The 25,515-nt window shown below is 62.7% G+C and carries 28 protein-coding genes and 1 tRNA gene; 19 read left to right on the top strand and 10 right to left on the bottom strand.

All coding sequences use genetic code 11. The features are described 5' to 3' along the window. Positions 1 to 422: 422 nt before the first annotated feature. The 3 genes from AX703_RS21430 to AX703_RS21440 are packed head-to-tail and all read left to right on the top strand — an operon-like array spanning position 423 to position 2,203. On the top strand, positions 423 to 857 hold the full coding sequence (locus AX703_RS21430) for a TIGR01244 family sulfur transferase (protein WP_062347231.1): 435 nt from the start codon (positions 423 to 425) through the stop codon (positions 855 to 857). An 18-nt stretch (positions 858 to 875) separates the two neighbouring features. Continuing rightward, positions 876 to 1,319: a hypothetical protein gene (locus tag AX703_RS21435; RefSeq protein WP_231735653.1), complete on the top strand. Its 444-nt coding sequence runs from the start codon at positions 876 to 878 to the stop codon at positions 1,317 to 1,319. After that, on the top strand, positions 1,316 to 2,203 hold the full coding sequence (locus AX703_RS21440; RefSeq protein ID WP_062347088.1) for a sterol desaturase family protein: 888 nt from the start codon (positions 1,316 to 1,318) through the stop codon (positions 2,201 to 2,203). Before AX703_RS21435 ends, AX703_RS21440 begins: the two co-directional genes overlap by 4 nt. On the opposite strand, the gene AX703_RS21445 is transcribed toward AX703_RS21440, so the two are convergent. The 3 genes from AX703_RS21445 to AX703_RS21455 are packed head-to-tail and all read right to left on the bottom strand — an operon-like array spanning position 2,200 to position 4,431. Beyond that, positions 2,200 to 2,988, bottom strand: coding sequence for an SGNH/GDSL hydrolase family protein (locus AX703_RS21445; RefSeq protein ID WP_062347090.1), 789 nt, complete (start codon positions 2,986 to 2,988; stop codon positions 2,200 to 2,202). The genes AX703_RS21440 and AX703_RS21445 overlap by 4 nt on opposite strands. Next, positions 2,988 to 4,187, bottom strand: a complete 1,200-nt coding sequence (locus AX703_RS21450; protein WP_062347092.1) for an aminotransferase class I/II-fold pyridoxal phosphate-dependent enzyme — start codon at positions 4,185 to 4,187, stop codon at positions 2,988 to 2,990. The genes AX703_RS21445 and AX703_RS21450 overlap by 1 nt, the downstream gene beginning before the upstream one ends. 4 nt (positions 4,188 to 4,191) lie before the next feature. Next, positions 4,192 to 4,431, bottom strand: coding sequence for an acyl carrier protein (locus tag AX703_RS21455; RefSeq protein WP_039332481.1), 240 nt, complete (start codon positions 4,429 to 4,431; stop codon positions 4,192 to 4,194). A gap of 167 nt (positions 4,432 to 4,598) precedes the next feature. On the opposite strand from AX703_RS21455, the gene AX703_RS21460 reads away from it, so the two are divergent. Continuing rightward, a complete protein-coding gene (locus AX703_RS21460; protein ID WP_062347094.1) occupies positions 4,599 to 5,183 on the top strand; it encodes a Pycsar system effector family protein in 585 nt (194 codons plus the stop codon). Between the two features lie 3 nt (positions 5,184 to 5,186). Here AX703_RS21460 and AX703_RS21465 read toward each other — a convergent pair whose 3' ends face one another. Beyond that, positions 5,187 to 5,549, bottom strand: coding sequence for a response regulator (locus tag AX703_RS21465; RefSeq protein WP_062347096.1), 363 nt, complete (start codon positions 5,547 to 5,549; stop codon positions 5,187 to 5,189). 127 nt (positions 5,550 to 5,676) lie between these two features. On the opposite strand from AX703_RS21465, the gene AX703_RS21470 reads away from it, so the two are divergent. Genes AX703_RS21470 through AX703_RS21490 form a run of 5 tightly spaced genes read left to right on the top strand, consistent with a single transcriptional unit; the run spans position 5,677 to position 8,859 of the window. Next, the gene (locus AX703_RS21470; RefSeq protein WP_369821050.1) at positions 5,677 to 5,880 is read left to right on the top strand and encodes a DUF3572 family protein; all 204 of its coding nucleotides are present in this window, start codon (positions 5,677 to 5,679) and stop codon (positions 5,878 to 5,880) included. After that, a complete protein-coding gene (locus AX703_RS21475) occupies positions 5,877 to 6,509 on the top strand; it encodes a hypothetical protein (protein WP_062347100.1) in 633 nt (210 codons plus the stop codon). The genes AX703_RS21470 and AX703_RS21475 overlap by 4 nt, the downstream gene beginning before the upstream one ends. Beyond that, the gene (locus AX703_RS21480) at positions 6,506 to 6,973 is read left to right on the top strand and encodes a RidA family protein (protein WP_062347102.1); all 468 of its coding nucleotides are present in this window, start codon (positions 6,506 to 6,508) and stop codon (positions 6,971 to 6,973) included. The genes AX703_RS21475 and AX703_RS21480 overlap by 4 nt, the downstream gene beginning before the upstream one ends. Further along, positions 6,945 to 7,721 (top strand): glycerophosphodiester phosphodiesterase family protein, encoded by a 777-nt coding sequence (locus AX703_RS21485; protein WP_062347104.1) that lies wholly within the window; start codon positions 6,945 to 6,947, stop codon positions 7,719 to 7,721. The genes AX703_RS21480 and AX703_RS21485 overlap by 29 nt, the downstream gene beginning before the upstream one ends. A 7-nt stretch (positions 7,722 to 7,728) precedes the next feature. Further along, a complete protein-coding gene (locus AX703_RS21490; RefSeq protein ID WP_062347106.1) occupies positions 7,729 to 8,859 on the top strand; it encodes a GNAT family N-acetyltransferase in 1,131 nt (376 codons plus the stop codon). Between the two features lie 9 nt (positions 8,860 to 8,868). Here the strand turns inward: AX703_RS21490 and AX703_RS21495 are convergent, their stop codons facing one another. Beyond that, positions 8,869 to 9,207, bottom strand: coding sequence for a sel1 repeat family protein (locus tag AX703_RS21495; RefSeq protein ID WP_062347108.1), 339 nt, complete (start codon positions 9,205 to 9,207; stop codon positions 8,869 to 8,871). Positions 9,208 to 9,501: 294 nt separating this feature from the next. Here AX703_RS21495 and dksA point away from each other — a divergent pair, with 294 nt between their 5' ends. From dksA to AX703_RS21520, 5 genes are all read left to right on the top strand, one after another. Beyond that, entirely contained in the window at positions 9,502 to 9,960 is a 459-nt protein-coding gene (gene dksA, locus AX703_RS21500) for an RNA polymerase-binding protein DksA (RefSeq protein WP_039332497.1), read from the top strand. Between the two features lie 180 nt (positions 9,961 to 10,140). Beyond that, a complete protein-coding gene (locus tag AX703_RS21505; RefSeq protein WP_174544592.1) occupies positions 10,141 to 10,497 on the top strand; it encodes a PilZ domain-containing protein in 357 nt (118 codons plus the stop codon). A gap of 40 nt (positions 10,498 to 10,537) precedes the next feature. Next, entirely contained in the window at positions 10,538 to 12,004 is a 1,467-nt protein-coding gene (locus AX703_RS21510) for an ABC transporter substrate-binding protein (RefSeq protein WP_062347110.1), read from the top strand. A 5-nt stretch (positions 12,005 to 12,009) separates the two neighbouring features. Next, complete coding sequence (locus AX703_RS21515; RefSeq protein ID WP_062347112.1) at positions 12,010 to 12,438, top strand: DUF4112 domain-containing protein; 429 nt, start codon at positions 12,010 to 12,012, stop codon at positions 12,436 to 12,438. A 97-nt stretch (positions 12,439 to 12,535) separates the two neighbouring features. Further along, positions 12,536 to 13,330, top strand: coding sequence for a triacylglycerol lipase (locus AX703_RS21520; protein WP_062347237.1), 795 nt, complete (start codon positions 12,536 to 12,538; stop codon positions 13,328 to 13,330). 203 nt (positions 13,331 to 13,533) lie between these two features. Here the strand turns inward: AX703_RS21520 and AX703_RS21525 are convergent, their stop codons facing one another. Next, entirely contained in the window at positions 13,534 to 15,591 is a 2,058-nt protein-coding gene (locus AX703_RS21525) for a molybdopterin oxidoreductase family protein (protein ID WP_062347114.1), read from the bottom strand. A gap of 195 nt (positions 15,592 to 15,786) precedes the next feature. Between AX703_RS21525 and AX703_RS21530 the strand changes: the two genes are divergently transcribed. From AX703_RS21530 to AX703_RS21550, 5 genes are all read left to right on the top strand, one after another. Next, a complete protein-coding gene (locus tag AX703_RS21530; protein WP_039332505.1) occupies positions 15,787 to 17,220 on the top strand; it encodes a circularly permuted type 2 ATP-grasp protein in 1,434 nt (477 codons plus the stop codon). A gap of 16 nt (positions 17,221 to 17,236) precedes the next feature. Beyond that, positions 17,237 to 18,184, top strand: a complete 948-nt coding sequence (locus AX703_RS21535; protein WP_062347116.1) for an alpha-E domain-containing protein — start codon at positions 17,237 to 17,239, stop codon at positions 18,182 to 18,184. Continuing rightward, positions 18,181 to 19,008, top strand: a complete 828-nt coding sequence (locus tag AX703_RS21540; RefSeq protein ID WP_369821047.1) for a transglutaminase domain-containing protein — start codon at positions 18,181 to 18,183, stop codon at positions 19,006 to 19,008. The genes AX703_RS21535 and AX703_RS21540 overlap by 4 nt, the downstream gene beginning before the upstream one ends. A 46-nt stretch (positions 19,009 to 19,054) precedes the next feature. Further along, complete coding sequence (locus AX703_RS21545; protein WP_062347118.1) at positions 19,055 to 19,804, top strand: proteasome-type protease; 750 nt, start codon at positions 19,055 to 19,057, stop codon at positions 19,802 to 19,804. 277 nt (positions 19,805 to 20,081) lie between these two features. Further along, complete coding sequence (locus AX703_RS21550; RefSeq protein ID WP_062347238.1) at positions 20,082 to 20,702, top strand: response regulator transcription factor; 621 nt, start codon at positions 20,082 to 20,084, stop codon at positions 20,700 to 20,702. 70 nt (positions 20,703 to 20,772) lie between these two features. Here the strand turns inward: AX703_RS21550 and AX703_RS21555 are convergent, their stop codons facing one another. The 4 genes from AX703_RS21555 to AX703_RS21570 all read right to left on the bottom strand — a co-directional run bounded on the left by AX703_RS21555 (position 20,773) and on the right by AX703_RS21570 (position 25,298). After that, positions 20,773 to 21,441, bottom strand: a complete 669-nt coding sequence (locus AX703_RS21555; protein WP_062347120.1) for an extensin family protein — start codon at positions 21,439 to 21,441, stop codon at positions 20,773 to 20,775. Positions 21,442 to 21,523: 82 nt separating this feature from the next. After that, positions 21,524 to 21,599: transfer RNA gene (locus tag AX703_RS21560), tRNA-Val, on the bottom strand. Between the two features lie 728 nt (positions 21,600 to 22,327). Beyond that, positions 22,328 to 23,437: a phage portal protein gene (locus AX703_RS21565; RefSeq protein WP_082734729.1), complete on the bottom strand. Its 1,110-nt coding sequence runs from the start codon at positions 23,435 to 23,437 to the stop codon at positions 22,328 to 22,330. A 10-nt stretch (positions 23,438 to 23,447) separates the two neighbouring features. Continuing rightward, complete coding sequence (locus tag AX703_RS21570; RefSeq protein ID WP_197423800.1) at positions 23,448 to 25,298, bottom strand: terminase large subunit domain-containing protein; 1,851 nt, start codon at positions 25,296 to 25,298, stop codon at positions 23,448 to 23,450. Between the last annotated feature and the right edge of the window lie 217 nt (positions 25,299 to 25,515).

Genomic DNA, 25,515 nt, shown 5'->3' on the forward strand with positions numbered 1-25,515 from the left:
CCATAACCGCCGCCGCCAAAGCCGCCACCGCCGCCGCCGTAGGGATCAAAACCGCCTTCGTCGCCGAATCCGTCGCGCTTGTCTCTGCCGCGACCGCGCCGCCCTCTGTCAAAACCCATAGAAATCAATAGACCTTCAATCCGCCCCAACCTTCACGGCACCGCAGGCCGGACGCGGGAACCGGCGGCGCGACGAGGGAATCAGTGCCGGACTCAAGAGGCCGGACCTTACCTTTGCGGCCAAGACTATAGAGCAAAAATGCAGGACCGCTAACGGAATCGACAAGGCGGCCACAATTCGTCCCGAAAACTGTGGCATTTGTGCCGATCTGCCCAATGCTCGTGCCTGCGGCTAGCGCCGTACTTGCCCCGGGCATGAGCATTGGGCAGAAGCGTGGCGAACAGATTGTCAGGACCCACCAGATGTTTCGCAAGATCGACGACAAGACTTATGCCAGTCCGCAGATCGGCCTCGCCGAAGTGGCCTATGCCAAGGCGCTGGGCATCGGCATGATCATCAACAACCGTCCTGAAGGTGAATCCGACGATCAGACTCCGGGCGCCGATATCGAAGCGGCCGCACGCGATGCGGGAATCGCCTATGTCGCGATTCCGGTCAGCCACGCCGGCTTCTCGATGCCGCAGGTCGAGGCGATGCAGGCGGCGCTGGCTCAGGCGGGCGACGCCCCCGTGCTCGCCTACTGTCGCTCCGGCACCCGTTCGACCCTGCTCTGGGCGCTCGCGCAGGCTCGCTCTGGCCTCGATCCTGACGAGATTGCAGCTAGGGCGGCCGGTGCCGGGTATGACATTTCGCCGATCCGGGCGACAGTCGACATGCTCGCCGGGCAGGCCGGATAACGCGCACCGGGGGCGGGGGTGAACACTCTGATCGAAACCGCACTGGGCAATCCGGTCGTGGCCAAGGTTCTGCAATTGCTGGGGTCGCTTCTGGCGATACTCATGCTGGCATGGCTGGCGCGCCGCATGCAACTCGGCGGCGACCCCCGCATTCACGGCGCCGACGAAGCGCGCGCTTTGGCCGAGGATGCGATCTGCGGCTTCGAGGCTCAGGACATCGTCGTCGACCGCGCCGGCATCGGTGCGCTTGCCCGCGACGGGCTCGGCCGGGTCCTGCTCATCCGCCAGCATGGCAGCCATTTCGCCACACGCCAGCTGACCAGCCACGCCGGGGTGCGGCTCGATGGGCGCTTTCTTACCATCGCCACCGATGACCGACGCTTCGGCACGGTCACACTGGACCTGGGCGATCAGGCGCAGGTCTGGGCTGCCAGCCTCCGCCGCCTCGGAGCAGCCGCATGAAGTCGATCGATGTGGTCACCTATGCGGTGCCGTTCTTCGTCATCATGGTGCTCGCCGAGATGATCTGGGCCGCACGCAGCGCCCCCGAAAAGTACGAACCGCGCGATACCCTGACCAGCCTGGCGCTGGGCCTTGGCAGCACCGTTGCCGGGGCACTGACGGCTGGCGTCGTCTTTGCGGCGGCGATGTGGCTTTACGATCACCGTGTGGCAACGGTGCCGTCCGCGTGGTGGGCATGGATCGCCTGCTTCATGCTCGATGACTTCAACTACTATTGGGCTCACCGCACCGGACACCGCGTGCGCTGGTTCTGGGCGAGCCACGTCAATCACCATTCGAGCCAGCACTACAACCTGTCGACCGCGCTGCGGCAGACCTGGACCGGCTTTTTCGCCCTGTCTTTCATCTTCCGCATCTGGCCGGCGTTTCTCGGCTTCCATCCGGCGATGATCGTCACCGTCGGCGGTGCCAACCTGATTTACCAGTTCTGGATCCACACCGAGGCGGTCGGGCGCATGCCACGCTGGTTCGAGGCGGTGTTCAACACGCCGTCGCACCACCGCGTTCATCACGCCACCAACCCGATTTACCTCGATCGCAACTATGCCGGGGCGCTGATCGTGTGGGATCGCCTGTTCGGAACGTTCCAGCGCGAGCGCGACGATCTTGCGATCCGCTACGGCATCGTCAAGCAATTGGGCAGCTTCCACCTGCTGCATGCCGCGTTCCATGAATGGCGGGGAATGCTAGCCGATTTCTGGCACGCGCCGTTCCGGCACAAGCTCTCGTACCTGGTGCGCGAGCCGGGCTGGAGCCACGATGGCAGCCGTGAAGGCTCGGACGCAATCCGCGCACGCTGGCTTGAGCGCAACGGCGCCGATTAACGCTTCTTCGCTGCCTGCTTCTCGGCTTCGGCAATCGCCGCCTTGGCGATGGGCTCCATTACCGCATAGCCTTTGGCGTTCGGATGAATGCCATCGGGTGCCAGCTCCGGATTGATCCCGCCCTCGGCGTTGACCAGCGCTGCGTGGTAATCGGCATAAACCGCACCACGAGCCTTGGCATAGTCCTTGAGCCAGGCATTCAGCGCAACGACCTGCCTTGCGGGCGAAAGCGCCGGTTTCCACGGGAACTTGGCGGCTGGCAGAATGCTGCCGATCACCACGGCGATGCCGTTCGCCTTGGCCAGATCAACCATTGCCGCGATATGGTTGGTGTACATCTCGGGGCTGTTCGGTCCGGTGTTGCCCGCAAGGTCGTTGGTACCGATCATGATGTGCACGACCTTGGGCCGCAGCCTGACCACATCCTGATAGAACCGCACCAGTATCTGCGGGCTGGTCTGTCCGCTGATCCCCCGCCCGACAGCTCCTGCGACGAACAGCGACGGTGCGAGGCCCACCCAGTTCTCGGTGATCGAATCCCCGATGAAGACCACGCGCGGCGCCTGTGCCAACTGCTTGTCAGCCTCGGCATAGCGGCATTGCCACGCCCAGTCGTACTGGCGCACATAGGGATGGCCGAAGAACAGCCCGCGCGTGTCGGTGGGGCAGGGCTTCTCGATCATTCCGTCGCCCGGCGGGGTCACCGTGGGCGCAACGGGAGGACGGTTCTGCGCCCGTGCCGGAAGCGCTGCCAGAGCCAGAACTGCTCCCAGAACCAACCGCATCAGATGATTCCCACGGCCTTTCCGGCGCGTTCGAACATGCCGATGATCTTGCCGACCTGCTCGGCAGAATGCTCGGCGCAAAGCGAACAGCGCAGCAGTGTCATGCCTGCGGGCGTTGCCGGGGGACGGGCAAGGTTCACGTAAAGCCCTTCGTGCAGGAGCGCTTCCCACATTGCCGCGCCCCGCTCGAGATCGGGCATGATCACGGCAATGATCGCGCTCTGCGCTTCGCTGGTGCCCAGCTGGAAGCCCTTGTCGCGCAGGCCCTTGTGCAGCGTCTTCGAGTTCTCCCACAGGTGTGCCCGCTTGTTTCCGGCGTGCATAAGCTTGCGGATAGACGTTGCAGCCGTGTGCACCACGCTCGGCGGAAGTGAGGCGGTGAACACGTAGGGACGGCACACTAGCCGCATAATCTCGAACTTGGGATGGTTGGAAACGCAGAAGCCGCCGACGGTGCCGACCGACTTCGAGAACGTGCCGATCACGAAATCGACGTCCTCGAGACACCCTTGATCCTCGGCCACGCCGCGCCCGTTGGGGCCGATGAAGCCCATCGAGTGCGCCTCGTCCACCAGCACCATCGCGCCATGTTCCTTGGCAACGCGGATCATGTCCTTGAGCGGGGCGATGTCGCCCAGCATCGAGTAGACGCCTTCCAGCACCACCAGCTTGCCCGCACCTTCCGGCACGCGCTTCAGGCGCTTTTCCATGGCCTCGATGTCGTTGTGCTTGAACGGCACCACTTCGGCATCGCCCATCTTGCAGCCGTCCCAGATGGAAGCGTGGCTGTCGATGTCGAGGATGATGTAGTCACCCTTGCCGGCGATCGTGCTGATGATGCCGAGATTGGCCTGGTAGCCGGTGGAGAACACCATGGCATGATCCATGCCATAGAACTCCTTGAGCGCTTCTTCGCAGGCCTTGTGCCCGGCATAGGTTCCGTTCAGCACGCGGCTGCCCGTAGTGCCCGAACCGAAATCATCGAGGGCCTGCTTGCCCGCCGCGATCACGTCGGGGTCGAAGGTCATGCCCATGTAGTTGTAGGTGCCGAGCAGGATCGTCTCGCGCCCGTTGCACACCGCAACGGTCGGGCTGATCACCCGCTCCATCACGAGGTTGAACGGATCTTCCACCCCACCTGCCAGCAGCGCGCGGCGCTGTTCGATCAGTGGGTCGAACTTGCTGAAAAGATCGGTCATTGGCTTATCCCTGCAGCTTCGTCACTGCATCGATCAACTGGCCGTAGGTTTCGATCTCGGCCTGCTGGTTCATGCTGATGATGATGTCGAAGTCATCCTCGATGGCCGCGACGAAATCCATCACGGTCAGGCTATCCCATTCCAGATCGCCAGCAAAAGTGGTCGCTTCGGTGATTGCGATGCCCTTCTTGTTGAAGGGTTCGATCAGTTCGGCGATCTTTTCGGCGGTTGCGGCGCGATCCATCAATTCTTCTCCAAGGAGCAGGAGAGGCCCCCTGCCAGACGATTAAGGCCGAAAAGCGGCCAATGGCACTGCTTGTCAAGCACGCTGCCTCTGTGTCATCCCCGGAATTACGGATAACCGCACAGAACGGCGGCCAGAAACGGCGCACAGAACGGCAGGGGGGAATGATGGCACAAGTCGAGGAACAGGCCGAGCAACCGCTGGCCGCACCATCGATGCCGTCGCCCTCGGGATACTCCAATCACGCCATTCACCTGGTGCGCACATCGCAGCAGATCAACCTGACGCTAAGCCAGATGGCCGATGCCAAGGCCTCGATCCTGATGGGCGCGACGTTCCTCGTGTTCACCATCGCGGTGGGGCAGGCGAAGAGCGGCGCAATGCCGTGGTCGCTGGGCGTGCTGGCGCTGTTTGCGTTCATCTCGGCCATGTGCGCGGTGTTCGCGGTCCTGCCATCGGTCAGCAACCCCAAGTCTGCAAAGCTGAACGATGGCAAGCCCAACAAGCTGTTCTTCGGCTACTTCACCCATATGGACGAGGGCGAGTGGACCGATTCAATCCTGTCCGAATTGCGGGCCGACGAAACCGTGTTCCGCACCATGCTCCACGATATCTACCAGAACGGGCAGGTCCTGCAGCGCAAGAAGTACAAATACCTCGCCTACGCCTACAAGAGCTTCATGACCGGCCTGTGCCTGACAGTCGTCACCTTCGTGATCGAACACGCGAGCAGCGTTGCGGCGGCGATGTAACTCTCAAACCAAGGCGTTCACCGCCACCATGAACGGCCCGATCGACACCGGCTTGGCAAGATAGCCCTCGGCGCCTGCCGCGCGGATAGTCTCTTCGTCGCCCTTGCCGGCATAGGCCGTCACGGCAAGTATCGGAATCGCCTTCAGCTCCTCGTCCGCCTTGATCGCCTCGATCAGGTCAATGCCCGAGAGGTTCGGCAGCTGGATGTCCATGATCACCAGATGCGGCATGAACAGGCGCGTCTTCTCGATCGCCTCGCGGCCGTCGGCCACCGGTTCCACCTCGAAACCCTTGGCGCGCAGCAAGTCGCAGAACAGCTTGCGGTTGAGGTCGTTGTCCTCGACAACCAGAATTCTTTTTGCCACTGACACGCCTGTTTTCGAAAGCTGACGGCGCCACCCTTATTGCCCGCGAAAGGCCCTGACAATCATCCGCGAGCCTTCCTCCCCCATCGATGCCGCTGCCCTTGCGCTGCAGGCTCTCGGCTGGGTCCTGTCCGATGGTGACCGCGCCGAGCGGTTCCTCAGCCTCACTGGCCTGACACCCGACGAGTTGCGCGCGGGCCTTGGCGATCCCTCCATGCTGGGTGCCGTTCTCGATTTTCTTGCCAATCACGAGGCAGACCTTGTCAACGCGGCTTTCGCGCTCGACATCTCGCCCGAAACCCTGATTGCCGCGCGGAAGGAATTGTCATGAGTAGCCGCCCCCTGATCGTCAGCGATTGCGACGAGGTGCTGCTGCACATGGTCGCCCCGTTCCGTGATTGGCTGGACGAAAGCCAAGGCGTCAGCTTCAAGATGGACAGCGCCGATTTCTCCAAGGCGATGCGCTACGCCAAGGATGGCGAGCTGGTGCCGCCACAGGAAATCTGGAACCTGCTCAACAAGTTCTTCGATACCGAGATGTATCGCCAGCAGGCCATTGCCGGTGCCGTCGCCGGGATCAACGCGGTCGGGCAGGATGCCGACGTGGTGATCCTGACCAATCTCAACGATCACCGCCGTGACATGCGCGCGCGCCAGCTGGCCGATGTCGGCATCAACGCTCGCGTCTTCACCAACCAGGGGCCGAAAGGCCCGGCGCTCAAGGCGATCCTCGACGAGTACAATCCCTCGCGCGCCCTGTTCATTGACGACCTGCCGCAGCACCACGATTCGGTTTCGCAACTGACTCCCGAGGTAATCCGCCTGCACTTGTGCGGCGAACCGCTGCTCAGCCCCCATATCGACTGCGCCCACAAGGCCGGCCACGCCCACGCCCGGATCGATGACTGGGAAGCGGCACTGCCCTGGATCATGGCGCAAATACATGGAGAAGACGCGTGACCGATTCCGTTGAAGCAAAGCTGGCCGCCCTCGGGCACACGCTGCCGCAGGCCGCCGCGCCTGTTGCCGCCTATGTGCCGACGGTCGAGGCGAACGGGCTGCTCCACGTCTCGGGCCAGCTTCCCTTCATCGATGGCAAGCTGGTGACTGGCCGCCTCGGCGAGAACGTCAGCCTTGAGGATGGCACCGCCGCCGCCCAGGCTTGCGGGTTGATGATCCTCGCCCAGGTCAAGGCGGCATTGGGCTCGCTCGATCGCGTGGAGCGCGTGGTCAAGCTTGGTGCGTTCATCAGCTCGACCGCAGACTTCACCGATCAGCCGAAGGTCGCCAATGGCGCGTCCGAGCTGATGGCTGCGGCTTTCGGCGACGCTGGCAAGCACGCCCGCAGCGCGGTCGGCGTGCCTGTCCTGCCCTTGGGCGCTGCGGTGGAAGTCGATGCTGTCCTTGCTGTTCGCCCTGCTTGACCGCTTTCTGGTCCCCGCGCCGGATCAGGCGCGGGTCGGCTGGCTGCGAGGCGTAAGCTACGCCCATCGCGGCTTGCACGGGGCCGGCGTTCCCGAAAACTCGCCCAGCGCGTTCGCCCTTGCCATCGAGCGGGGCATGGGCATCGAATGCGATGTCCAGCGCACCGCTGATGGTCAGGCAGTGGTCTTCCACGATTGGGAGCTCGATCGCCTAACCGCCGAAACCGGTCTGGTGATCGAACGCCGCGCCAATGCGCTGGCCAAGATCCAGCTGACCGGCAGCAGCGACTGCATCCCCACCCTGCGCACCTTCCTCGATTCTGTCGCCGGTCGCGCGCCGCTGCTGATCGAACTCAAGTCGAAGCGGGAAATCCGGGTCGCGCCATTGTGCCTGGCCGTGCGCCGTGGGCTTGAAGGCTATCGCGGGCCCGTTGCCGTCATGAGCTTCGACCCGCGCGTGTGCCGCTGGTTCGGTCGCCATTCGCCGCACGTGGTCCACGGCCTTGTCGTGACCGAGGAGGGCAAGCGCACGCTCCTCGCCACGCTCAAACTGCACTTTGCCTTCTGGCGGGCTCGCCCCCAGTTTCTTGCATGGGACGTGCGCGATCTGCCGAGCAAGTTTGCCGCCGCCCATCGCAAGCGCGGCTTCCCGGTCCTGACATGGACCGTCCGCTCCGCCGAGCTCGCCGCACGTGCGGCAGACTGTGCCGATGGACCTATTGCCGAGGGCGCAGGCGTCGGGGCATGACCGCCGGGTGACCTACACCGCACGCATCCACAAGTCCGTCTCGGAAATCGCCGCCGAGGACTGGGACCGGCTGGCAGGTGACGGCAACCCCTTCGTTTCCCACGCTTTCCTGAAACTGCTTGAGGATTCTGGATCGGTCGGCGGCCGCTCCGGCTGGTCACCACTGCCCATCGTGATCGAGGGCGAAGGTGGCAAGCCCGCCGCAGCACTGCCCGCCTACCTCAAGAGCCACAGCCAGGGCGAGTACGTGTTCGACCATTCGTGGGCGGACGCTTGGGCCAGGGCAGGGGGCAACTATTACCCCAAGCTGCAGATCAGCGCTCCGTTCACTCCCGCCACCGGCCCCCGCCTGCTGCTCGGAGATCGCCCGGAACTCGCAATCCCGCTCCTGCGCGCCGCTGAACAGCTCTGTAACAGCAACGGCCTGTCCTCAGCCCACGCCACCTTCATCGAGCCGGGTCAGTTGCCGCTCTTCGAACAGGCCGGCTGGCTCCCCCGCTCGGACATCCAGTTCCACTGGGAGAACCGTGGCTACGAGAGCTTCGCCGATTTCCTCGGCGCGCTGAGTTCCGAAAAGCGCAAGAACCTGCGCAAGGAGCGGGCCAAGGCGCAGGACGGCGTCAAGATCCGCCAGCTGACCGGCGATGCCATCCGCCCCCAACACTGGGACGCGTTCTGGGTGTTCTATCAGGATACGGGGATGCGCAAATGGGGCCGCCCCTATCTGACCCGTGCCGCCTTCGACCTGATCGGCAAACGCATGGCTGACAAGGTCCTCCTCGTCCTCGCCTTCGATAGCGACGAACCCGTGGCGGGCGCGCTCAACTTCATTGGCAGGGACGCGCTCTACGGCCGTTACTGGGGCGCAGTGGTGGAGAAGCCCTTCCTCCACTTCGAACTCTGCTATTATCAAGCAATCGATGCTGCCATCGCGCTCGGCCTGTCGCGGGTGGAAGCAGGCGCCCAAGGGGGCCACAAGCTTGCAAGGGGTTACGAACCCGTCCGCACCTGGTCAGCCCATTACATCGCCGATCCAAACTTCCGCAGCGCGGTCGCCGATTTCCTCGAACGTGAACGCGCAGGCATCGCGCAAGACCAGATGTATCTTGGAAAGCGGACCCCGTTCAGGAAGGGATGAATTGGCAGTTCAAGCCGCCGCGCGTCCTGCCCGCAGCCATTCACGTGCTCGGCGCTGCGCTTCGGCAATCTCGCGCGCGGTCATCTCGTCGGCCACGTCTGCCCGGCATTGGGCAGCTTCGTCATGACCGCCGACGGCTGCAAGGTTGAACCACTTGTGTGCCTCGATCAGGTCGCAGTCCACGCCGTGACTGCCGGTCGAATAGGCAACGCCCAGATCGAACAGCGCGCTCGTGTCGCCTGCGGCGGCGGCAGCAAGGCAAGTTGCCACCAGCATGTCGGCAACATCGCGCGATTCACTGATCGGTGTCCCTTCGTTGGTAATCAGCTTTATCCAGGTCTGTCCCATAACCTCTACCCCCTGAAAGGAAGGCCGAACCCCCGGTCTTCCGACAGGACGAAGGTCAACGATCTTGGTCAACAAATGGTTAATGCTGAAACAAATCAGCTTTCGGATGAAACAGATTGGGAAAACCCTGTGCGTCTTCTCACGCTTAAGTCGTCATTAATGCATCATGGCCGCCTAAGTGCTTGTGTGCGTCACGGGCCAATCCTATAGGCGCGCGAAGACAAGAGCTTGCACGCCTGACAAGGGAATGATGCAGGCCGGGAGGGGCGGATAGCTTGTTATGCGGAGGGCCGAATGGCTGGGGTCTTGAGTGACGAGATTGACGTTCTGGCAAAAGCGCGTCGTGCGATGCCGAGCGATTATGTTCCCAATGACGACGAACCCTACATGAATGAAGCCCAGCAGGATTGGTTTCGCCGCCTGCTGATGGAATGGAAGAAGTCGATCCTCTCCGCTGCGGCTGGCACGCTGACCGCGCTGCAGGACGGACCGATCCGCGAACCCGACCTCAACGACCGCGCCTCGAGCGAGACCGACTGGGGCATTGAACTGCGCACCCGTGATCGCCAGCGCAAGCTCATCGCCAAGATTGATTCCGCCATGCGCCGGATTGATGAAGGCGAATATGGTTACTGCGAAGTGACCGGTGAGCCCATCGGCCTCGGTCGCCTCATCGCCCGCCCGATCGCGACGATGACAGTCGAAGCGCAGGAAGCGCATGAACGCAGGGAAAAAATTTCCCGCGATATGTAAGGCATGCGTCCCGGCCACACCGTGTCCGGGACCATGACATTCAGGTTAACAAAGAGCGGCAGCAACCTCTTGTTTACCCTCGACGTTTAGGAAAGTTCTACGAATTATCGGAAGTTCGGTGCGTGCGGGCCCACATGGGTTGGCATGCGTGGGTTTCCTCGAAGGAAGACAGGACCTTTGGTGACAGACATCGACCATCGGCAACTGGGGCGCGACAGCCTTTTCCTGATGGCCGAAGTGCGCCTTTCTGGGAGCGAGGCCGAGCACCGCGTAAAGGTTCGCAACCTTTCCGCAGGCGGCATGATGGCCGAAGGCGAGATGAAGGTGATGCGGGGAACTCCGGTTCAGGTAAACTTGCGAAACATCGGCTGGGTCGAAGGGGTTGTTGCCTGGATTCAGGATAACCGTTTCGGCATTGCCTTCGTCGAGGAGGTCGATCCCAAGCTCGCTCGCGCTCCTGTCGGCAACGGGCCTTCGACACCGCGTTTCGTGAAGGTCCCGATCGCCACGCAGACGGGGCCATTGCGCAAGATCTGACCTTCTGGACGCTGGCGCGCTGCTGGCTTAGGCTGGCGCCATGATCCCGCGCCATGCCGTTATGACTGCCTTGGCCCTTGCGCTCGGCGCTTGCGGCCAATCGCGTGAAGGCACCCTCGAAATTGCCGTGATGGGCAATTCCTCCGCGCTCAAGGAGTCTGGCCAGCGCCTTTCGCCTGCCGCGCAACTCCTGCGCTCCGCCACCCACGAAGGCCTTGTCAGCTTCGATGAGCAAGGCCGCGTTGTGCCCGCGCTGGCCGACCGCTGGATCGTTACCGACAACGGGCAAAGCTACATTTTCCGCCTGCGCGACGGCACCTGGCCCGATGGCAAGCGCATTACCGCCGATGCTGCCGCCGCTGCCCTGCGCAAGACGATTGCCGGGTTGAAGGGCAGGGCCCTGGGGCTCGATCTGGCCGCGATCGACGAAGTGCGCGTGATGGCCGATCGCGTGATCGAGATAGACCTGTCAGCTCCAGTTCCAGAATTGCTGATATTGCTGGCCCAGCCTGAAATGGCGCTGCTGTGGCAGGGCAAGGGCACCGGGCCCATGGCGAAGGGACAGGATGAGGAAGGTGCCAGCATCTTCACGCTCATTCCGCCCGAACAGCGCGGCTTGCCCAAGCAGCCCGATTTCGCGCGGCGCGCGCGCAAGCTTGCACTGACTTTCGCCTCGCCCGACAAGGCTGTGGCTCTTTTCAACGACGGTTACGCCGATGTCCTGCTCGGTGGGCGGATCGATACGCTGCCCCTGGCCGGCTCGATCGGGCTCACGCGGGGCAACGTCCAGCTTGATCCGGTCATCGGCCTGTTTGGCCTGATGGTCGATAGCACCCAGGGTTTTCTCGGCGCGTCCGCCAATCGAGAGGCGCTGGCCATGGCGATCGACCGGGAAGCAGTGATCGGCCGCTTCAATATCGGCGGCTGGCAAGGCACCACCCGCGTCGTTTCGCCCGATGTCGAGGATGATCTCGGCACGATTGGCGAACGATGGCAGGGCATGTCGGTTGAGCAACGCCAGGATCAGGCCGCCGCCCGCGTTGCGGCCTGGAAAGGCGCGGGCAAGGCCATCCCGACGCTGAATATAGCCATGCCGGCGGGACCTGGTTCAGGACGGGTCTTCGATCAGCTGCAAAGCGATTTTGCCCGCATCGGCCTGTCGATCCGGCGCGTGGGCGAGCGTGACCGTGCGGACCTTCGCCTCGTTGACATCGCCGCGCGATATGGCCGTGCGACGTGGTTTCTCAATCAGTTGTCATGCACGGTGCAGAAGGCGGTGTGCAGTCCGGTAGGAGACGAGCGCGTGGCCGAAGCCCGCAAATCGATCGATCCGGCAGCCCGTGCCGCATTGCTGGCCGAGGCCGAGGCGGAAATCACTGCGGCCAACGGTTTCATCCCTATCGCCCGGCCCTTGCGCTGGTCGATGGTCCGCAGCGGCACATCGGGCTTCGCGGCGAATCCCTGGGGCTGGCATCCCTTGCCGCCGATGGCATGGCTTCCCAGATAAGGGGCATGGATAACAATGCTTCTGCCACCCGCCCGCAACCGCTGCGCCCGGAAATTCCGGGGCTGGGCTCGGATGCCGCTTCGGTACGGCAGCGCGTCGAAATGCTGGAGCGTGTGCTGGAGCGTAGCTTCACCATCCCCGGCATCCGGCGCGATGTGGGCCTTGATGCGATTGCCGGTCTTGTCCCCGTTCTTGGCGATGTGCTGACCGCCGCGATGGGCGCCTACATTGTGTGGGAAGCGCGCAACCTTGGCCTGCCGAAATGGAAGCTGTGGCGCATGGGCGCGAATGTTGCGTTCGACACTGCACTCGGCGCCGTGCCGCTGGTGGGCGACGCCTTCGACCTGTTCTTCCGCTCGAACTCGCGCAATCTCCGGATTCTGCGCAAGCATCTCGACAAGCACCATCCCCAGAGCCGCGTCATCGAGGGTTGATATCGCGCTCGCTTGTCAATTCTTGACGCGAATTTGAAACAATTGCCAAATGCTGGCGTTCATCGCCGGTTCGGTCGATAGCGGGCAGGCAATGGCAATGATCTTCAATCTTCAGCAAGGGGCGGCGGGACTCGGGCAGGCGACTGCCCGCCTTTCGCTGCTGCGCGAGGAGATCGCGCGGCGCGGAAGTCTTGCCTTGCAGTCGCGCCCTGTGGATGTGCGTGGACCGAAGTGGCAGGCGTTTCTGGGTGAGTTGCGCACGCCGATAGAGCATTGGCAGGCCTCGCGGCAGATGCCTGTGCAAGATGAACCTGCCGGCGAATCGCGCGCTGTGATGCTGCTGCCCGGCTTCGGCACCCATCCGGTGCGGATGAAGCCGCTGCGCCTTGCGCTTGAAGCCGCAGGGCACCGCGTCAGCGACTGGGGCCTGGGCTTCAACTTCGGCCCGACCGAGGACCGCTTCGAACGGCTGTGCGAACGTGTCGTCGCCATGGCGCGCAAGGAAGGCGAGCCGCTGGTGCTGGTCGGCTGGAGCCTCGGCGGCCTGTTCGCGCGCGAGGTGGCCAAGGCCCACCCCGAAGCGGTGCGGCTGGTCGTCACCATGGGCACGCCCTTTTCCGGAGACCGCCGCGCCAACAATGCCTGGCGCGCCTACCAGTTGATTGCGGGCCATTCGGTGGACGAACCGCCCATCGGCCGCGACATGGCAACCAAGCCGCCGGTGCCGACTGTCGCCCTGTGGAGCCCCCGCGACGGCATCGTATCCCACCGCTCCGCCTGCGGGCGCAAGGGTGAGCGAGACCTGGCAATTCCAATGCGTTGCACCCACCTGGGCTTCGCCGCCCATCCCGATGTGGCCGCGATGCTGAAGCGGCTGGTGGCTGTTTACTAAAGGAACGATCTTGAAGAGCGGTCAGTGTTGCTTCTGTTCTGAACCCGTTGAAACTGCAGGGCTCGACCCTTGTACGCTTTCAATCATGACCACTGACGGCGGTCAATCATGGTCCTGCCACTCTGCTTGCTTCGCTCAACGACTTGGCGATCTTCCTTATGCTGATGCTTTATTCAGCGCTGAGGATTAAGCCGCAAAGCAAGTCAAGCCAGTTCCACTTCCACCGCGATGCCGCTCAGTGCGGCGTTGCCGGAGAGCGGGTCGATTTCGTTCAGCGTGATATCGTTGACGCTGACGCCGGGCTTGCCGAGGGCATTGGCCATGGCGACGCCGGGGAGGGCGTGGCCCCAGCCGTGGGGGATGGAGACGGTGCCGGGCATCATGTCTTCGGTGACCTCGGCAGAAAGCCTTATTTCTCCAACACTTGAGCGGACCTTGACGGTGGCACCATCAGCGATGCCGCGGCGTTCTGCGTCGGCCGGATTGATCATCACCGTGCAGCGATCGGGGCCCTTGATGAGGCGGCGGCTGTTGGCGAGCCAGGAGTTGTTGGTGCGCAAGTGGCGTCTTCCGATAAGTCTCAGAGAAATAACGGAATCATCATTTTCGGGGATTTCCAACTCTTCGAGGCAAACCATGAACTCTGGTATGGCACAGGCCACACTCTTCGAGGCGGAACGCAGGCGGGCGGGTAACTGACCGGTGGGCGGTGGACCCAGATCGATGCCCGAAGGCGAGGCTTCTACCTGTTGGAGAGTGAGGGCGTAGGGCCCGGTTTGGAGAAGTCCGTCAAGCGCCTCGCGCGGGGTGGGCGCTTGCACCGATTCACCGCTGATCGCGCTGGCGAGGCCCCGCAGGATTTCCCAGTCGTGCAAGCTTCCTTCGGCCTGCGGCAGGGTGGGGGGCGAATAGACCGCAATGGTGCGCGCGGCCATGGGCAGGAGGAACAGGCCGTAGTGGTCGCGCTCCAGCGGGCCAGTGGGTGGCAGGATGTAGTGGGCGTGGGCGCTGGTGGCGTTGCGGTAGATGTCGATGGACACCATCAAGTCCAGCGATTCCAGTGCTTTGGCCAGGCGCGAGCCGTTGGGCGTGGACAGGACGGGGTTGCCGGCGACGACGAACAGCGCCTTGATCTGGCCTTCGCCGGGCGTCTCGATCTCTTCGGCCATGGCGGCGGCGGGAAATTCGCCGAGGACCGAGCGGTGGCCGGAAACGCGGGAGGTGTGCTTGCCGATCGAGCCCGGCGGGAGGACGCTGACGGTGTCTACTGCAGGCCGTCCGAAAACCCAGCCTCCTTCGCGATCGAGCTGGCCTGAGGCAATGTTTATCAAGGAGATAAGCCAGGCGTTAAGCGTGCCGTGCGCCTGCGTGGCAACTCCCATGCGGCCGTAGAGCGCGGCTGGCCCTGCGGCAAAGCGGTCAGCCAGGCGCTCGATTTCAGGCAGGGCGATGCCGCAGGCCGTGCCGCAGGCCTCGCAGTCAAAACGCTGCAGCAGGGCGCCGACTTCGTCGAGGCCGGTGACGAAATCCTGCACGGGGCGGTGGGGTTTGCGCGCCATGACTGCCTTGAGCAGTGCGACGAGGAACCAGACGTCGGTGGCCGGGCGAATGAACAGATGTCTGTCTGCTATCCTGGCGGTTTCGGTGCGGCGCGGGTCGATGACGACGAGTTCGCCACCCCGGTCCCGCAAGTCCTTCATGCGGTTGCGGAAATCCGGGACGGTCCACAGCGAGCCGTTCGACGCCATCGGGTTTCCGCCGAGGATGACCAGCGTCTGCGTGCGGTCCGCATCGGGAATCGGGAACATGCTGGCGTGGCCCCACAGGCGCAGATTGGCGACCTGATGCGGCATCTGGTCGACCGTGCTGGCGGAGAACTTGTTCCGCGTGCGCAGTGCCTTTTCAAGAAAGCCGATGTTGAGCGCGTTGCCATAGGAGTGCGCGTTGGGATTGCCGACGTAGAAGGCCGTGCTGCCGGGATCGCGGGCAAGAATGGCGCGGGTCTTCTCGCCGATCTCGGCAAAGGCCTGTTCAAAGCTGATTTCGTGCCAGTCCGAACCGACGCGCTTCAAGGGTTTGCGCAGGCGGTCAGGGTCTTCCTGCAAGTCCTGCAGGGCGGTGCCCTTTGGGCAGATATGCCCGCGAGACAACGGGTTGTCAGGATCGCCCTTGATCGAAAGTACCTTGCCTGCTTCGACCTCGATCAGCACGCCGCAGTTGGCTTCGCAGATGTGGCAGGTGCGCTTGTGGACCTGTGGCATCGCCGTTCTCCCGAAACTTTTAGTTGAGCGATTAAGTCTCATTCCAGGCAGGCTGAAGCAAGCGGAATTGCTTGCCAGATTCCATGCCCGATCGCTGCAGGCACGCCGGCTCCAACTTTATTTCGCAGTGCAGCATTGGCGCGCTTGGCAAAGCGGATTCGTTGTGCAAGCTTGGGGTTCAGACGGGATGTGCCTATGAAAACAACCTCGCCCTCGTCCTATGACGAGATGCTCAACGCCGATGGCTCGGTGCGGCCTGCTTACGCTGGATATTGCCAGTGGTACGACGAGCAGCCACCGGATCTGCTAAGACGCAAGGGCAGCGAGGCCGAGGCTTTCTTCCGTCGCACCGGAATAACCTTCAACGTCTATGGCAACGAGGACGCGGAAGAGCGCCTCATTCCCTTCGACATGGTGCCCCGGATCATCACGGCGCAGCAATGGCGCAAGCTGTCGCGCGGGATCGAGCAGCGGGTGCGGGCACTCAATGCCTTTCTGCATGACCTTTACCACCGGCAGGAGATCGTGCGTTCGGGCAGACTTCCGGCGCGGCTGCTGAAAGGCAACGTGGCGTTCCTGCCGGAGATGGTCGGCTTCACGCCGCCGGGCGGGGTCTACACCCACATCGTCGGCATCGACCTTGTCCGCACTGGCGAGGACGATTTCATGGTGCTGGAGGACAATGCCCGCACGCCAAGCGGCGTCTCCTACATGCTGGAGAACCGCGAGACGATGATGGCGATGTTCCCGGAACTGTTCACTCGTGTTCGTGTGCGCGAGGTTTCGGACTATCCACGCCGCCTTGCCCGCAGCCTCGCCGCCTGTGCGCCGCCCGCGTGCGATGGGAAGAAGCCTGTCGTCGCGGTGCTGACGCCGGGGATCTACAATTCGGCGTATTTCGAACATGCCTTTCTGGCCGATCAGATGGGTGCGGAACTTGTCGAAGGCAGCGATTTGCGAATCGAGAACGGGCGCATCGCAATGCGCACGACGCGAGGGTATGAGCCGATCGACGTCCTCTATCGGCGGGTGGACGACGAATACCTCGATCCGCTGACATTCAATCCCAATTCGGTGCTGGGCGTATCGGGGATCATGGACGTCTATCGCGCGGGCGGGATCACGATTGCCAATGCGCCGGGAACGGGCATCTGCGACGACAAGGCAATCTATTCGTTCATGCCCGAGATCGTCGAGTTCTACACCGGCGAGAAGCCGATCCTGCAGAACGTGCCGACTTGGCGCTGTGCCGAGCCGGAATCGCTGAAGTATGTGCTCGACAATCTTGCCGAACTGGTGGTCAAGGAAGTTCACGGATCGGGCGGTTATGGCATGCTGATCGGGCCGACCTCCTCGCGCAAGGAACTGGCGGCGTTCGAGGCCAAGCTGCGCGCCAAGCCCGAGAACTACATCGCGCAGCCCACGCTCTCGCTTTCCACCGTGCCGATCCTGACCAAGGCGGGGCTGGCGCCGCGCCACGTCGATCTGCGCCCGTTCGTGCTGGTCAGCCCCAACGGGATCGACATCACGCCGGGCGGCCTCACGCGCGTGGCTCTGAAGAAGGGATCGCTGGTGGTCAACTCGTCGCAGGGCGGCGGGACCAAGGACAGCTGGGTACTGGACGACTGATGCCTAAGGAAATCCAATGTTAGGCAGATCCGCAAACGGCATTTTCTGGCTGTTCCGCTACCTCGAGCGGGCCGAGAACATCTCGCGCCTGATCGAGGCGGGCTTCCGCATGGCGCTGACCCGCGATGCTTCCGATGCTTCGGACGAATGGCGGTCGCTGATCGTCACGCTGGGGCTGCGGCCGGGCTATGAGGCGCGTTACGGCAGCGAATACACGGGCGGTCACGTGTTCAACTACATTCTGCGCGACAAGGACAATCCCGGCAGCGTGCTGGCGATGACCGAGATGGCGCGCACCAACGCCCGCATGGTGCGTGGCGGCATCACCCGCGAGGTGTGGGAATCGGTCAACGACGGCTGGATGAAGCTGAAGGAAGCGCTGGCGCGGCCGGTGACCGAGACGCGGCTGGGCGACGTGCTCGACCTTGTGCGCCGCCAGTCGACGCAAGTGCGCGGGGCCATGGAAGGCACCATGCTGCGCAACGAGATCTACAACTTCGCGAGACTGGGCAGCTTCATCGAGCGGGCGGACAACACCGCGCGCATTCTCGACGTGAAGTATTACGTGCTGCTGCCGTCGATTTCCTATGTCGGATCGAGCCTCGACAACGTGCAGTGGGAAAACGTGCTGCGCTCCGTCGCGGGCGAGCGCGCCTATCGCTGGCTCAACGCCGGGCGGATGGACCCGAGGGGCATTGCCGAGTTCCTGATCCTTGATGGCCGTTTTCCGCGCAGCCTGGCGTTCTGCTATTCCAAGCTGCGTTCGAACCTTGCCAGCCTTGCGCGGGAATATGGCAGCGAGATGCATTGCCATGAAATCCTGCGCGATGCCGATTGCCAGTTCCATCAGGCGACGATCGATGCGATCTTCGAGCAGGGCCTGCACGAATTCATCGGCACGTTCATCCGCAACAACACCACGCTGGCGATGCAGATCCAGCGCGATTACCGCTTCATCGATTGAGCCACCGTCCTATGCGTCTCGCCATCGATCATACCACGCATTACGTCTTTTCCGGGCCGGTCAGCCGCGGGCTGCAGAGGCTTCGGTTGAAGCCGAAGACTTCGGCTGGCCAGCGCGTGCTGGAATGGCGGATGTCGTTCGAGGGTGCGCAGCTTCAGGTGGAGTACGACGATGCGCACTGCAATCACGTCGCCCTGATTTCGTTCGACCAGGGCGTGCAGGAAGTGACGATCCGGTGTGAGGGGCTGGTGGCCACCAACGACGAAGCCGGTATCATGGGCAAGCATTCCGGCTTTGTGCCGATGTGGCAGTTTCTCGAACCGACCGACCTGACCAAGGTTGGCCCACGCATCCGTTCGCTGGCCTCGGCCGTGCCGCAGGAGGGGAACACGCTTGCCACGCTGCATGCCCTCTCGGCGCTGATCCGTGAGCGGGTGGCATATTCGACCGGGCACACCAATGCGGAAACGACCGCCGAGGGTGCCCTCGCAGCAGGGCGGGGCGTGTGCCAGGATCATGCGCACGTGTTCATCGGCGCTGCGCGGTCCCTGGGCATCCCGGCGCGCTATGTCAGCGGCTACCTGATGATGAATGACCGGATCGAGCAGGACGCCGGCCACGCCTGGGCGGAAGCGCATGTCGAAGGGCTGGGCTGGGTCGGTTTTGACGTGTCCAACGGCATCAGCCCCGATGCCCGCTATGTCCGCGTGGCGACCGGTCGTGACTATCAGGATGCAGCCCCAATCACAGGTATCCGATACGGCGCACTTGACGAAACGATGCATGTGAAGCTTGCCGTGGAACAGCAGCGTGTGGAACAATAGGCCACACCATTTTTAGTTTGAGTCCAGGCGGGATCGGGGCAGGGCGATGACATATTGCGTGGGGATGATCCTCGACAAGGGCCTGGTGATGATGAGCGACACCCGGACCAATTCGGGCGTCGACAACATATCCGTATTCCGGAAGATGCATCATTGGTCCGTTCCCGGAGAACGGCAGATCACGATCATGACTGCCGGCAATCTGGCAACGACGCAGGCCGTCATCTCGCAGCTCGAGGAGCGCAACAAGGCGCCGAGCGACCGGCGACCATCGATCCTCGAGGCGCCGACGATGTTCCAGGTGGCGACGCTTGTCGGCAACCTCCTGCGCAACGTGATAGAAGGGCGGCAGGACAACGGAATGCGGTCGGAAGGGCCGCGCTTCACTGCTTCGATGATCGTGGCCGGGCAGATCCAGGACATGGAGCCGCGGCTGTTCATGATCTACCCGGAGGGGAACTTCATCGAGGCGAGCTTCGATACGCCGTTCTTCCAGATCGGCGAGACAAAGTACGGCCGACCGATCCTGCTTCGCGGCTACGATCGGTCCATGAGTTTCGAGGACGCAGTGAAGCTGCTGATGGTCTCGTTCGATTCAACGGTGGCGGCAAATCTTTCGGTAGGTCTGCCGTTCGATCTGCTCGTCATGGAGCGTGATCGGTTCGAGCCGCTGCACCAGCGTCGCATTCTTGCCAGCGACCCCTATTTCAAATCCATCTCGTCCAGCTGGAGCGAAGCTCTGCGGCAGGCATTCCATTCCTTGCCGGATTACAAGTTCGACATCGGCGAGGGGTGATTCTGTAATCTCGATTCGAGAATGGTGATTCGAAAAGGTCCAGTCTGGTTAATGACGACCTTTCAAGACGTCCATAAGTGCTGGATCTCGCTACGAAAAACACGTGAATTTCGTGTGCTGCATCACATTTCTTGGTTAACGTCGCCCTAAATGCTCCGTTCCGGAAGCGTTCATCCTAAGGAAAAACCTTTATAGCGGGTCGGTGAAGGTCAGTTCTGGTTCATTACGAAGCTAACCCAAGTGGCCAAGTGAAAAAATCAGGCGCTTAATGAGCGTCATGGTTGATCGTGTCACTCTTCACATCCTCGATGGGGATTCCACCCGCAGGGCTCAGTTGGCCCGGCTTGCCTTCGCTGCCGGCCATCATGCCGAGATCTATGCCAATGCCGAGGAGCTGCTGGCGCATGCACCTTCCGGCGGCCTTGTCCTCGCCCAGGACGAGCCGGTGGGAGAAGGCATCCCGCGGCTCATTTCGGTGATGATGCAGGCGGGCCACTGGCTGCCGGTCATCGCGATCGCCGAGCCACCCCAGACGGCGGCGGTGGTCCGTGCGATCAAGGCCGGTGCACTCGATTATCTCGCCATGCCGACGCAGATCGGCCCCCTCAACGAAGCCGTCGCCCGCGCCAGCCGCGAAGCCGAAGCCTACCGCGCCCAGCGCGCCCGTGCCGCCGAAGCGCGCCAGCGCATTGCCCGCCTTTCGCTGCGTGAACGTGAAGTCCTCGATCGCCTTGCCGAAGGGCAGAGCAACAAGGCAATTGCGCGTGAGCTCGACATCAGCCCGCGCACGGTGGAGATCCACCGCATGAAGATGATGGGCAAGCTTGGCGCCCGCCATGCCGCCGAAGCGGTCCGCCTGCGGATCGAGGCGACCGGACTGGACGACGTCGCGGCCTGACGTAATATGGCACGATTGACCGGAACGCGAAGGGCGGGGGCAACCTCCGCCCTTTGCTTTTGCGCCAGCTTTAGCGACAGAACGGCTTGAGGCCACCCGGTTCAAGATGCAGATGATCGCGGTGGGCAGCGTTGTAATCTGGGGTCAGCACGGTGCCGAAGCGCTTGCAGGCGCTGTCGCGGATCGTGCGCAGAAAGGCCCGAACCTGCGGTGAGGGGGAGTTCCAGTCGTTGATGATGCTGATCCGTCGGCCATCGGCCAGGCGGAAGGCGGCGATGTCGATGGCATTGGCCGTGGCGTGCGCGGATAGCCGGCTGGTGCCCGCGACATTGCGGCAGGAATAGCTGCCCATGGTCTCGATCCGCTGGAGCGGGCTGCCAAGGATCTGGCGGGCAGCACGGTCCACCCCGAAACGCGCCCAACCTTGCAGCGCGTTTGCGGCCGGGCAGGACACCGGGCCGAGATTGGTGATGTTCAGCAGGCCATTGTCAGCACGCAGGGACTCAAGCCTGACCGTGCCGAGAGTCGAGCAGCCTGCGCCGTAGTACTGGTCAGTGAGCGGGGTGAAGCGGGCTTGCGCAGCGCCAAGATTGGCGAGGCAGGCCCGAGTCTGCGGAGACTGGCTGAGCGAGGCTCCAGTGCTGGAGCGCGACGGCTTGCGCACCGGCTGCTCGGGAGACCCTACGCACCCGGCAGTCAAGGCGGTCAGCGATAAGGCGATGAGTACGCGCCGGACCATGACCCAAGGATACCGGCAATCGCACGGCTTGCACAGCACGCAGACGCACGGACTATCGCATAAGAAATGTGGGTGGGAACGGTGGTGGGCGCTGACGGGCTCGAACCGCCGACCCTCTCGGTGTAAACGAGATGCTCTACCAACTGAGCTAAGCGCCCGGTGACCCGGAGACCGCGCATTTAGGGCATTTTACGCTGCCGTCAACTCCTGCTGTCACGGAACGAAAAGGCACCAAGCGGAACAGATCGGCACCCAGAGTCCCGACATAGTCCCGACCGGAAAGCGGTGTCTGCGTGAGACCGCGTCCATGCATAGAAGCGCACAGCGAAGCCCGCGCCCACCTCATTACCTCAGTCGGCGATTTTTCCTCGAGAAGTCTACGGCTAGAGGCCACTTGCAGACATTGGAGGGTATCTGGCGCATAGACATAACATTTATAACATCCTTGGAATTTCAAAGGCTTAGGACGTAATAATTATATAATATAGACATAACCATATTATATCTAAGAAGGGTAATATCTGGGGCTAGGAAAATCGTTGAAAATCAATGATATTATGTCGCCGCCCTAAAAAGATTATGTCAGTGTTAGGCCTCTGATATCACCTCCGAAACCCAGTATTTCCGGGGCTTTTGACGCCAGATATGGGGGCATGTGAGGAATGTTATGTCATTGCGACACATGGGGGTGCTCGCAGAGCGCATGCCGACTGGGCCAACTTGCATATTTTTCGATGAAGAAGCCGAAAGCGAGGCGTGGGGGCGAGCGCGGCGCGCGGGGGGTGACGGCCGAGGTGCTGACCCTGGCACCCGCCTAGGCCCTCGGGCGCGCAAAAAGGGGCCGAGGCTTGCGCCTCGCCCCCGTCGGCGACCTGTCAGTTGATGATTAGCGCACCTGCACTGCGGGAATTTTCCTGAAGCCGTTGCCTTCCTGCCGGATCACCGAGCCATCGGCGCAGAGGTAATCGGCAAATGACAGCACCGACACACCTGCCCAGTCGTTGACGCGCAGCATGCGCCTCGCGATCGGCACGATCTCAAGTTCGAAGAACGAATCGCGCGCCTCGCGCACGCTGCCGAAGCCGCCGTTGTTCTGCGGGATAACGCCGATCAGCTGGGGCGGTGTGCGGTGCGCGCCAAGCATGTCGTCGCGGCTGATGTTCTTCACGTTCGAGAACTCGTCTTTCGCAGTCACGTCCGCGATCGGGATGACTTGCACGCCGTCCTTCTTCCCCTTGGGCATGTAGAGCAGCATGTTCTTGAAGTTGCCCACGCCGCGCGCCTGGCCCAGCTTCTCCGCAATCTGGTCGACCATGCCCTCATCGGCCAAAGCGTCCGTGATGCTCAGGATGAAGCCAGCATGCGCACTGTTGAGGTAGTAGCGCCGGCGGAACAGCGTGGCGTTCTCCGAAAGCAAACCGCTCTGTAACGCCGATAGCCACTCGGGCAGGCCATAAATTTCCTGCGCTACGTCGGGCTGCTGCAGCTGGAAAATGCGTCCAGGCTCGAACTCGTGGCTCTGACCGATCGTTCCGTTTACGAACCAGAACACGCCAGCCTTTACCCCTGCGCGCATGTGGACCGATGGCGCGTGCTTGATGACCGCCACCCGGTTGCCCAGGTTGGGCACCTGCTCGAAGTAGCCATTGCCCATCTGCACGAAGTCCAGGGCGAAGCGCTCGAAGTCGTCACTGCCCAGCCACCGGCTCTGCACCTGTTGCGAAACCAGCATGTTGACCTTCAGGGCCACCGCGCTGCGATGATAGGGGCTCATGTTGAACACTTGGGCGAGGCGGGCAGTCGGCAGGGGCGGCTCGTACCACTGGCCGTTGTGCCAGATCTCGAAGTACTGGGAGAGCTCGCGCCGATCGAGCACGCTTTCAGGATCACCGAACGAAAAGACGCCGCCCTCGACGGGTCCTTTCGGAATACGGGAAAGCTTCCCCGCGCTTGCTTTCGCCGGTGCCGCCAGTGCGGTCGATTTCCTCGTGCTCATGCTCGGCTCCTCAATCGAAAAATCTGACGGTACCGCTGCTCGCTTGGCTCTCGGTCCCGACGTCCAAAGGTTCATTGGAAAGGGCGTGCAGCAGCGCCCAGGCAATGTCGGCGTGGCCGATCTCGCCATTGCGGCGCGCGGTATAGGTCACGCCCTTCTGGCTTGCGGTAAGCGTGGGGCGGATGGCCATCAGCGCCTGCATAAGGTCGGTCCACCCTGCATCGAACTCGATGCGGCCGGCGCGGAACACGTGCTGACCCTTGATCACCAGCGCGGTCTTGCTGGCCACCGAATATTCGATCTTGCGCACCAGCGGGAACCAGTGGCCGACCAGCTCGAGCACTGCCTGTCCTGACCCGGTAGTGTCGATCGAGATATCGGCGACGTTGTAGCGGCCCGCCACGCCCTTGATGAAATCGGCCTGCCCGGCGAAGTCGAGGCCGTTAAGGCGGTACTTCTCCAAAACGCGGAACTTGCCCCCGGCCTTGTCCGGTGGTGCCAGCACGATCAGCGCGGCATCGTCGCGTCCTTGCTTGTTCGGATCGTAACCCAACCACACCGGCTTCTCGCCGAAGGGACGGCCGCCGGGCACGTCGACCAACGCAGGATGGAAATCGCGCCACTTGAGGAAGCTGTCCACACGCGCCGGGTTGAGGCGGGCGTAGGGGAAGCTGCTCTCGGCATCGTCCACATCCTCGCATTCGAACAGGTTGCGGAACGCATCTTCCGAATACTCGCGGCGCAGCTCGTCGACGTCGACCAGGGTGGAAAGGCCCAGCGCGCAGGCATCGTGGATGGTGAGGATCTGCTGCCAGCTGCCGTCTGGCATGATCGCGCCGCGGCGCAGGTTCTTGTGGCTGATGTCGAAGGGCTTCTGATCGCCCTTCGTGCGGCCCTTGTTCCATTCCTCGCCTGACCAGAAGGCATAGCTCTCGTGCGTCTTGGTCGATGGCGTCGAGAAATAGGTCTTCTTGTAGATCTTGTGGGTGGCCATCCCGCTGGCGACCTTGGCCAGCTCGGCAAACCCATGAACCCACGCGTATTCGTCGAAGTAGAAGTCGCCGCTCTCGCCCTGCGCGGTCGCCGAATTCGTCGAGAGGAAGTAGAAGCCCACCGATTCGATCGGCTTGTGCTCGGTCTGCCCGTCTTGATCCTCGGGATACTGCCCGACGAAGTCGAGCTCGATGATCTTGCCCTTGAGCTCGATCCCGGTGACCTTGCGCACCCACTTGTAGATCTCGCGCCGGAATTTGAGCGCCTGTCGCTCGCTTGCCGAGATGAAGATCTGGTTCCGGGGCTGCTCGCCTTTGAGCACCGCCTCGCCAACCTTGGCGAAGGCCTCACGCGCGAAATAGACGGTGGCGCCAACTTGGCGCGATTTCCGGATCTTGCGGGTGCGCTGCTCGCGCTGGTCCCACCACAGGTCCTGGTATTCGAAGCGCCAGTCGTCGAAGTCTTCGAGCAGCTTCTCCCACTGTTCGATGGTGAGGAAGTTCTTCCGCTTTTCGGCGCGCTTGGCCTTCGCCGGTTCGTCGTTGCGGTTCGCGATCTTGGGATTGAGGTCGCCCTCCTTCCCGGTCTTGTCGTACTTGCGGATCCGCGCCGATCGTTCGAGCTGGCGCATCAGGAAATCCACCCGCTTCATGTCGCCCTCGGTGAAGGGTTCCTTGTCGAGCAGCATGGCGATCTTCGCCTCAAGCCGGTCTTCCACCACCGCTATCGGCGCGTCCTGGTCCCACGCATCGCGCCGCTTCCATGCCGCCACCGTTCCGTAGGGAACCGCCATCTCGTCCGAGATTTGCTTTGCCGTCCACCCGCGATGGTAGAGTGATCGTGCCTCGCGCCGCTGCGCACGGTTCACCTGCCGGCTGATGGCCGGATCTGTTTCCTCATCGGGAACGGTTCGCAGGGGTGGAGCGCAGTGCATGGCGTCAAGCCATGCACCCCGAACCCCGCCTCCTGTCGCCTGCCTCGCCGGGTAAACCCGCGCTCTACCGCGCAGGCGCGTTGCCAGAGCCGCGCCGCCGGTGCCTCAAATGGCACACATTGCAGACCGCCGGACCTGACCCCGCACCAAC

The sequence above is a fragment of the Novosphingobium sp. CCH12-A3 genome (genome assembly GCF_001556015.1).
In the GTDB taxonomy this organism is placed as follows: domain Bacteria; phylum Pseudomonadota; class Alphaproteobacteria; order Sphingomonadales; family Sphingomonadaceae; genus Novosphingobium; species Novosphingobium subterraneum.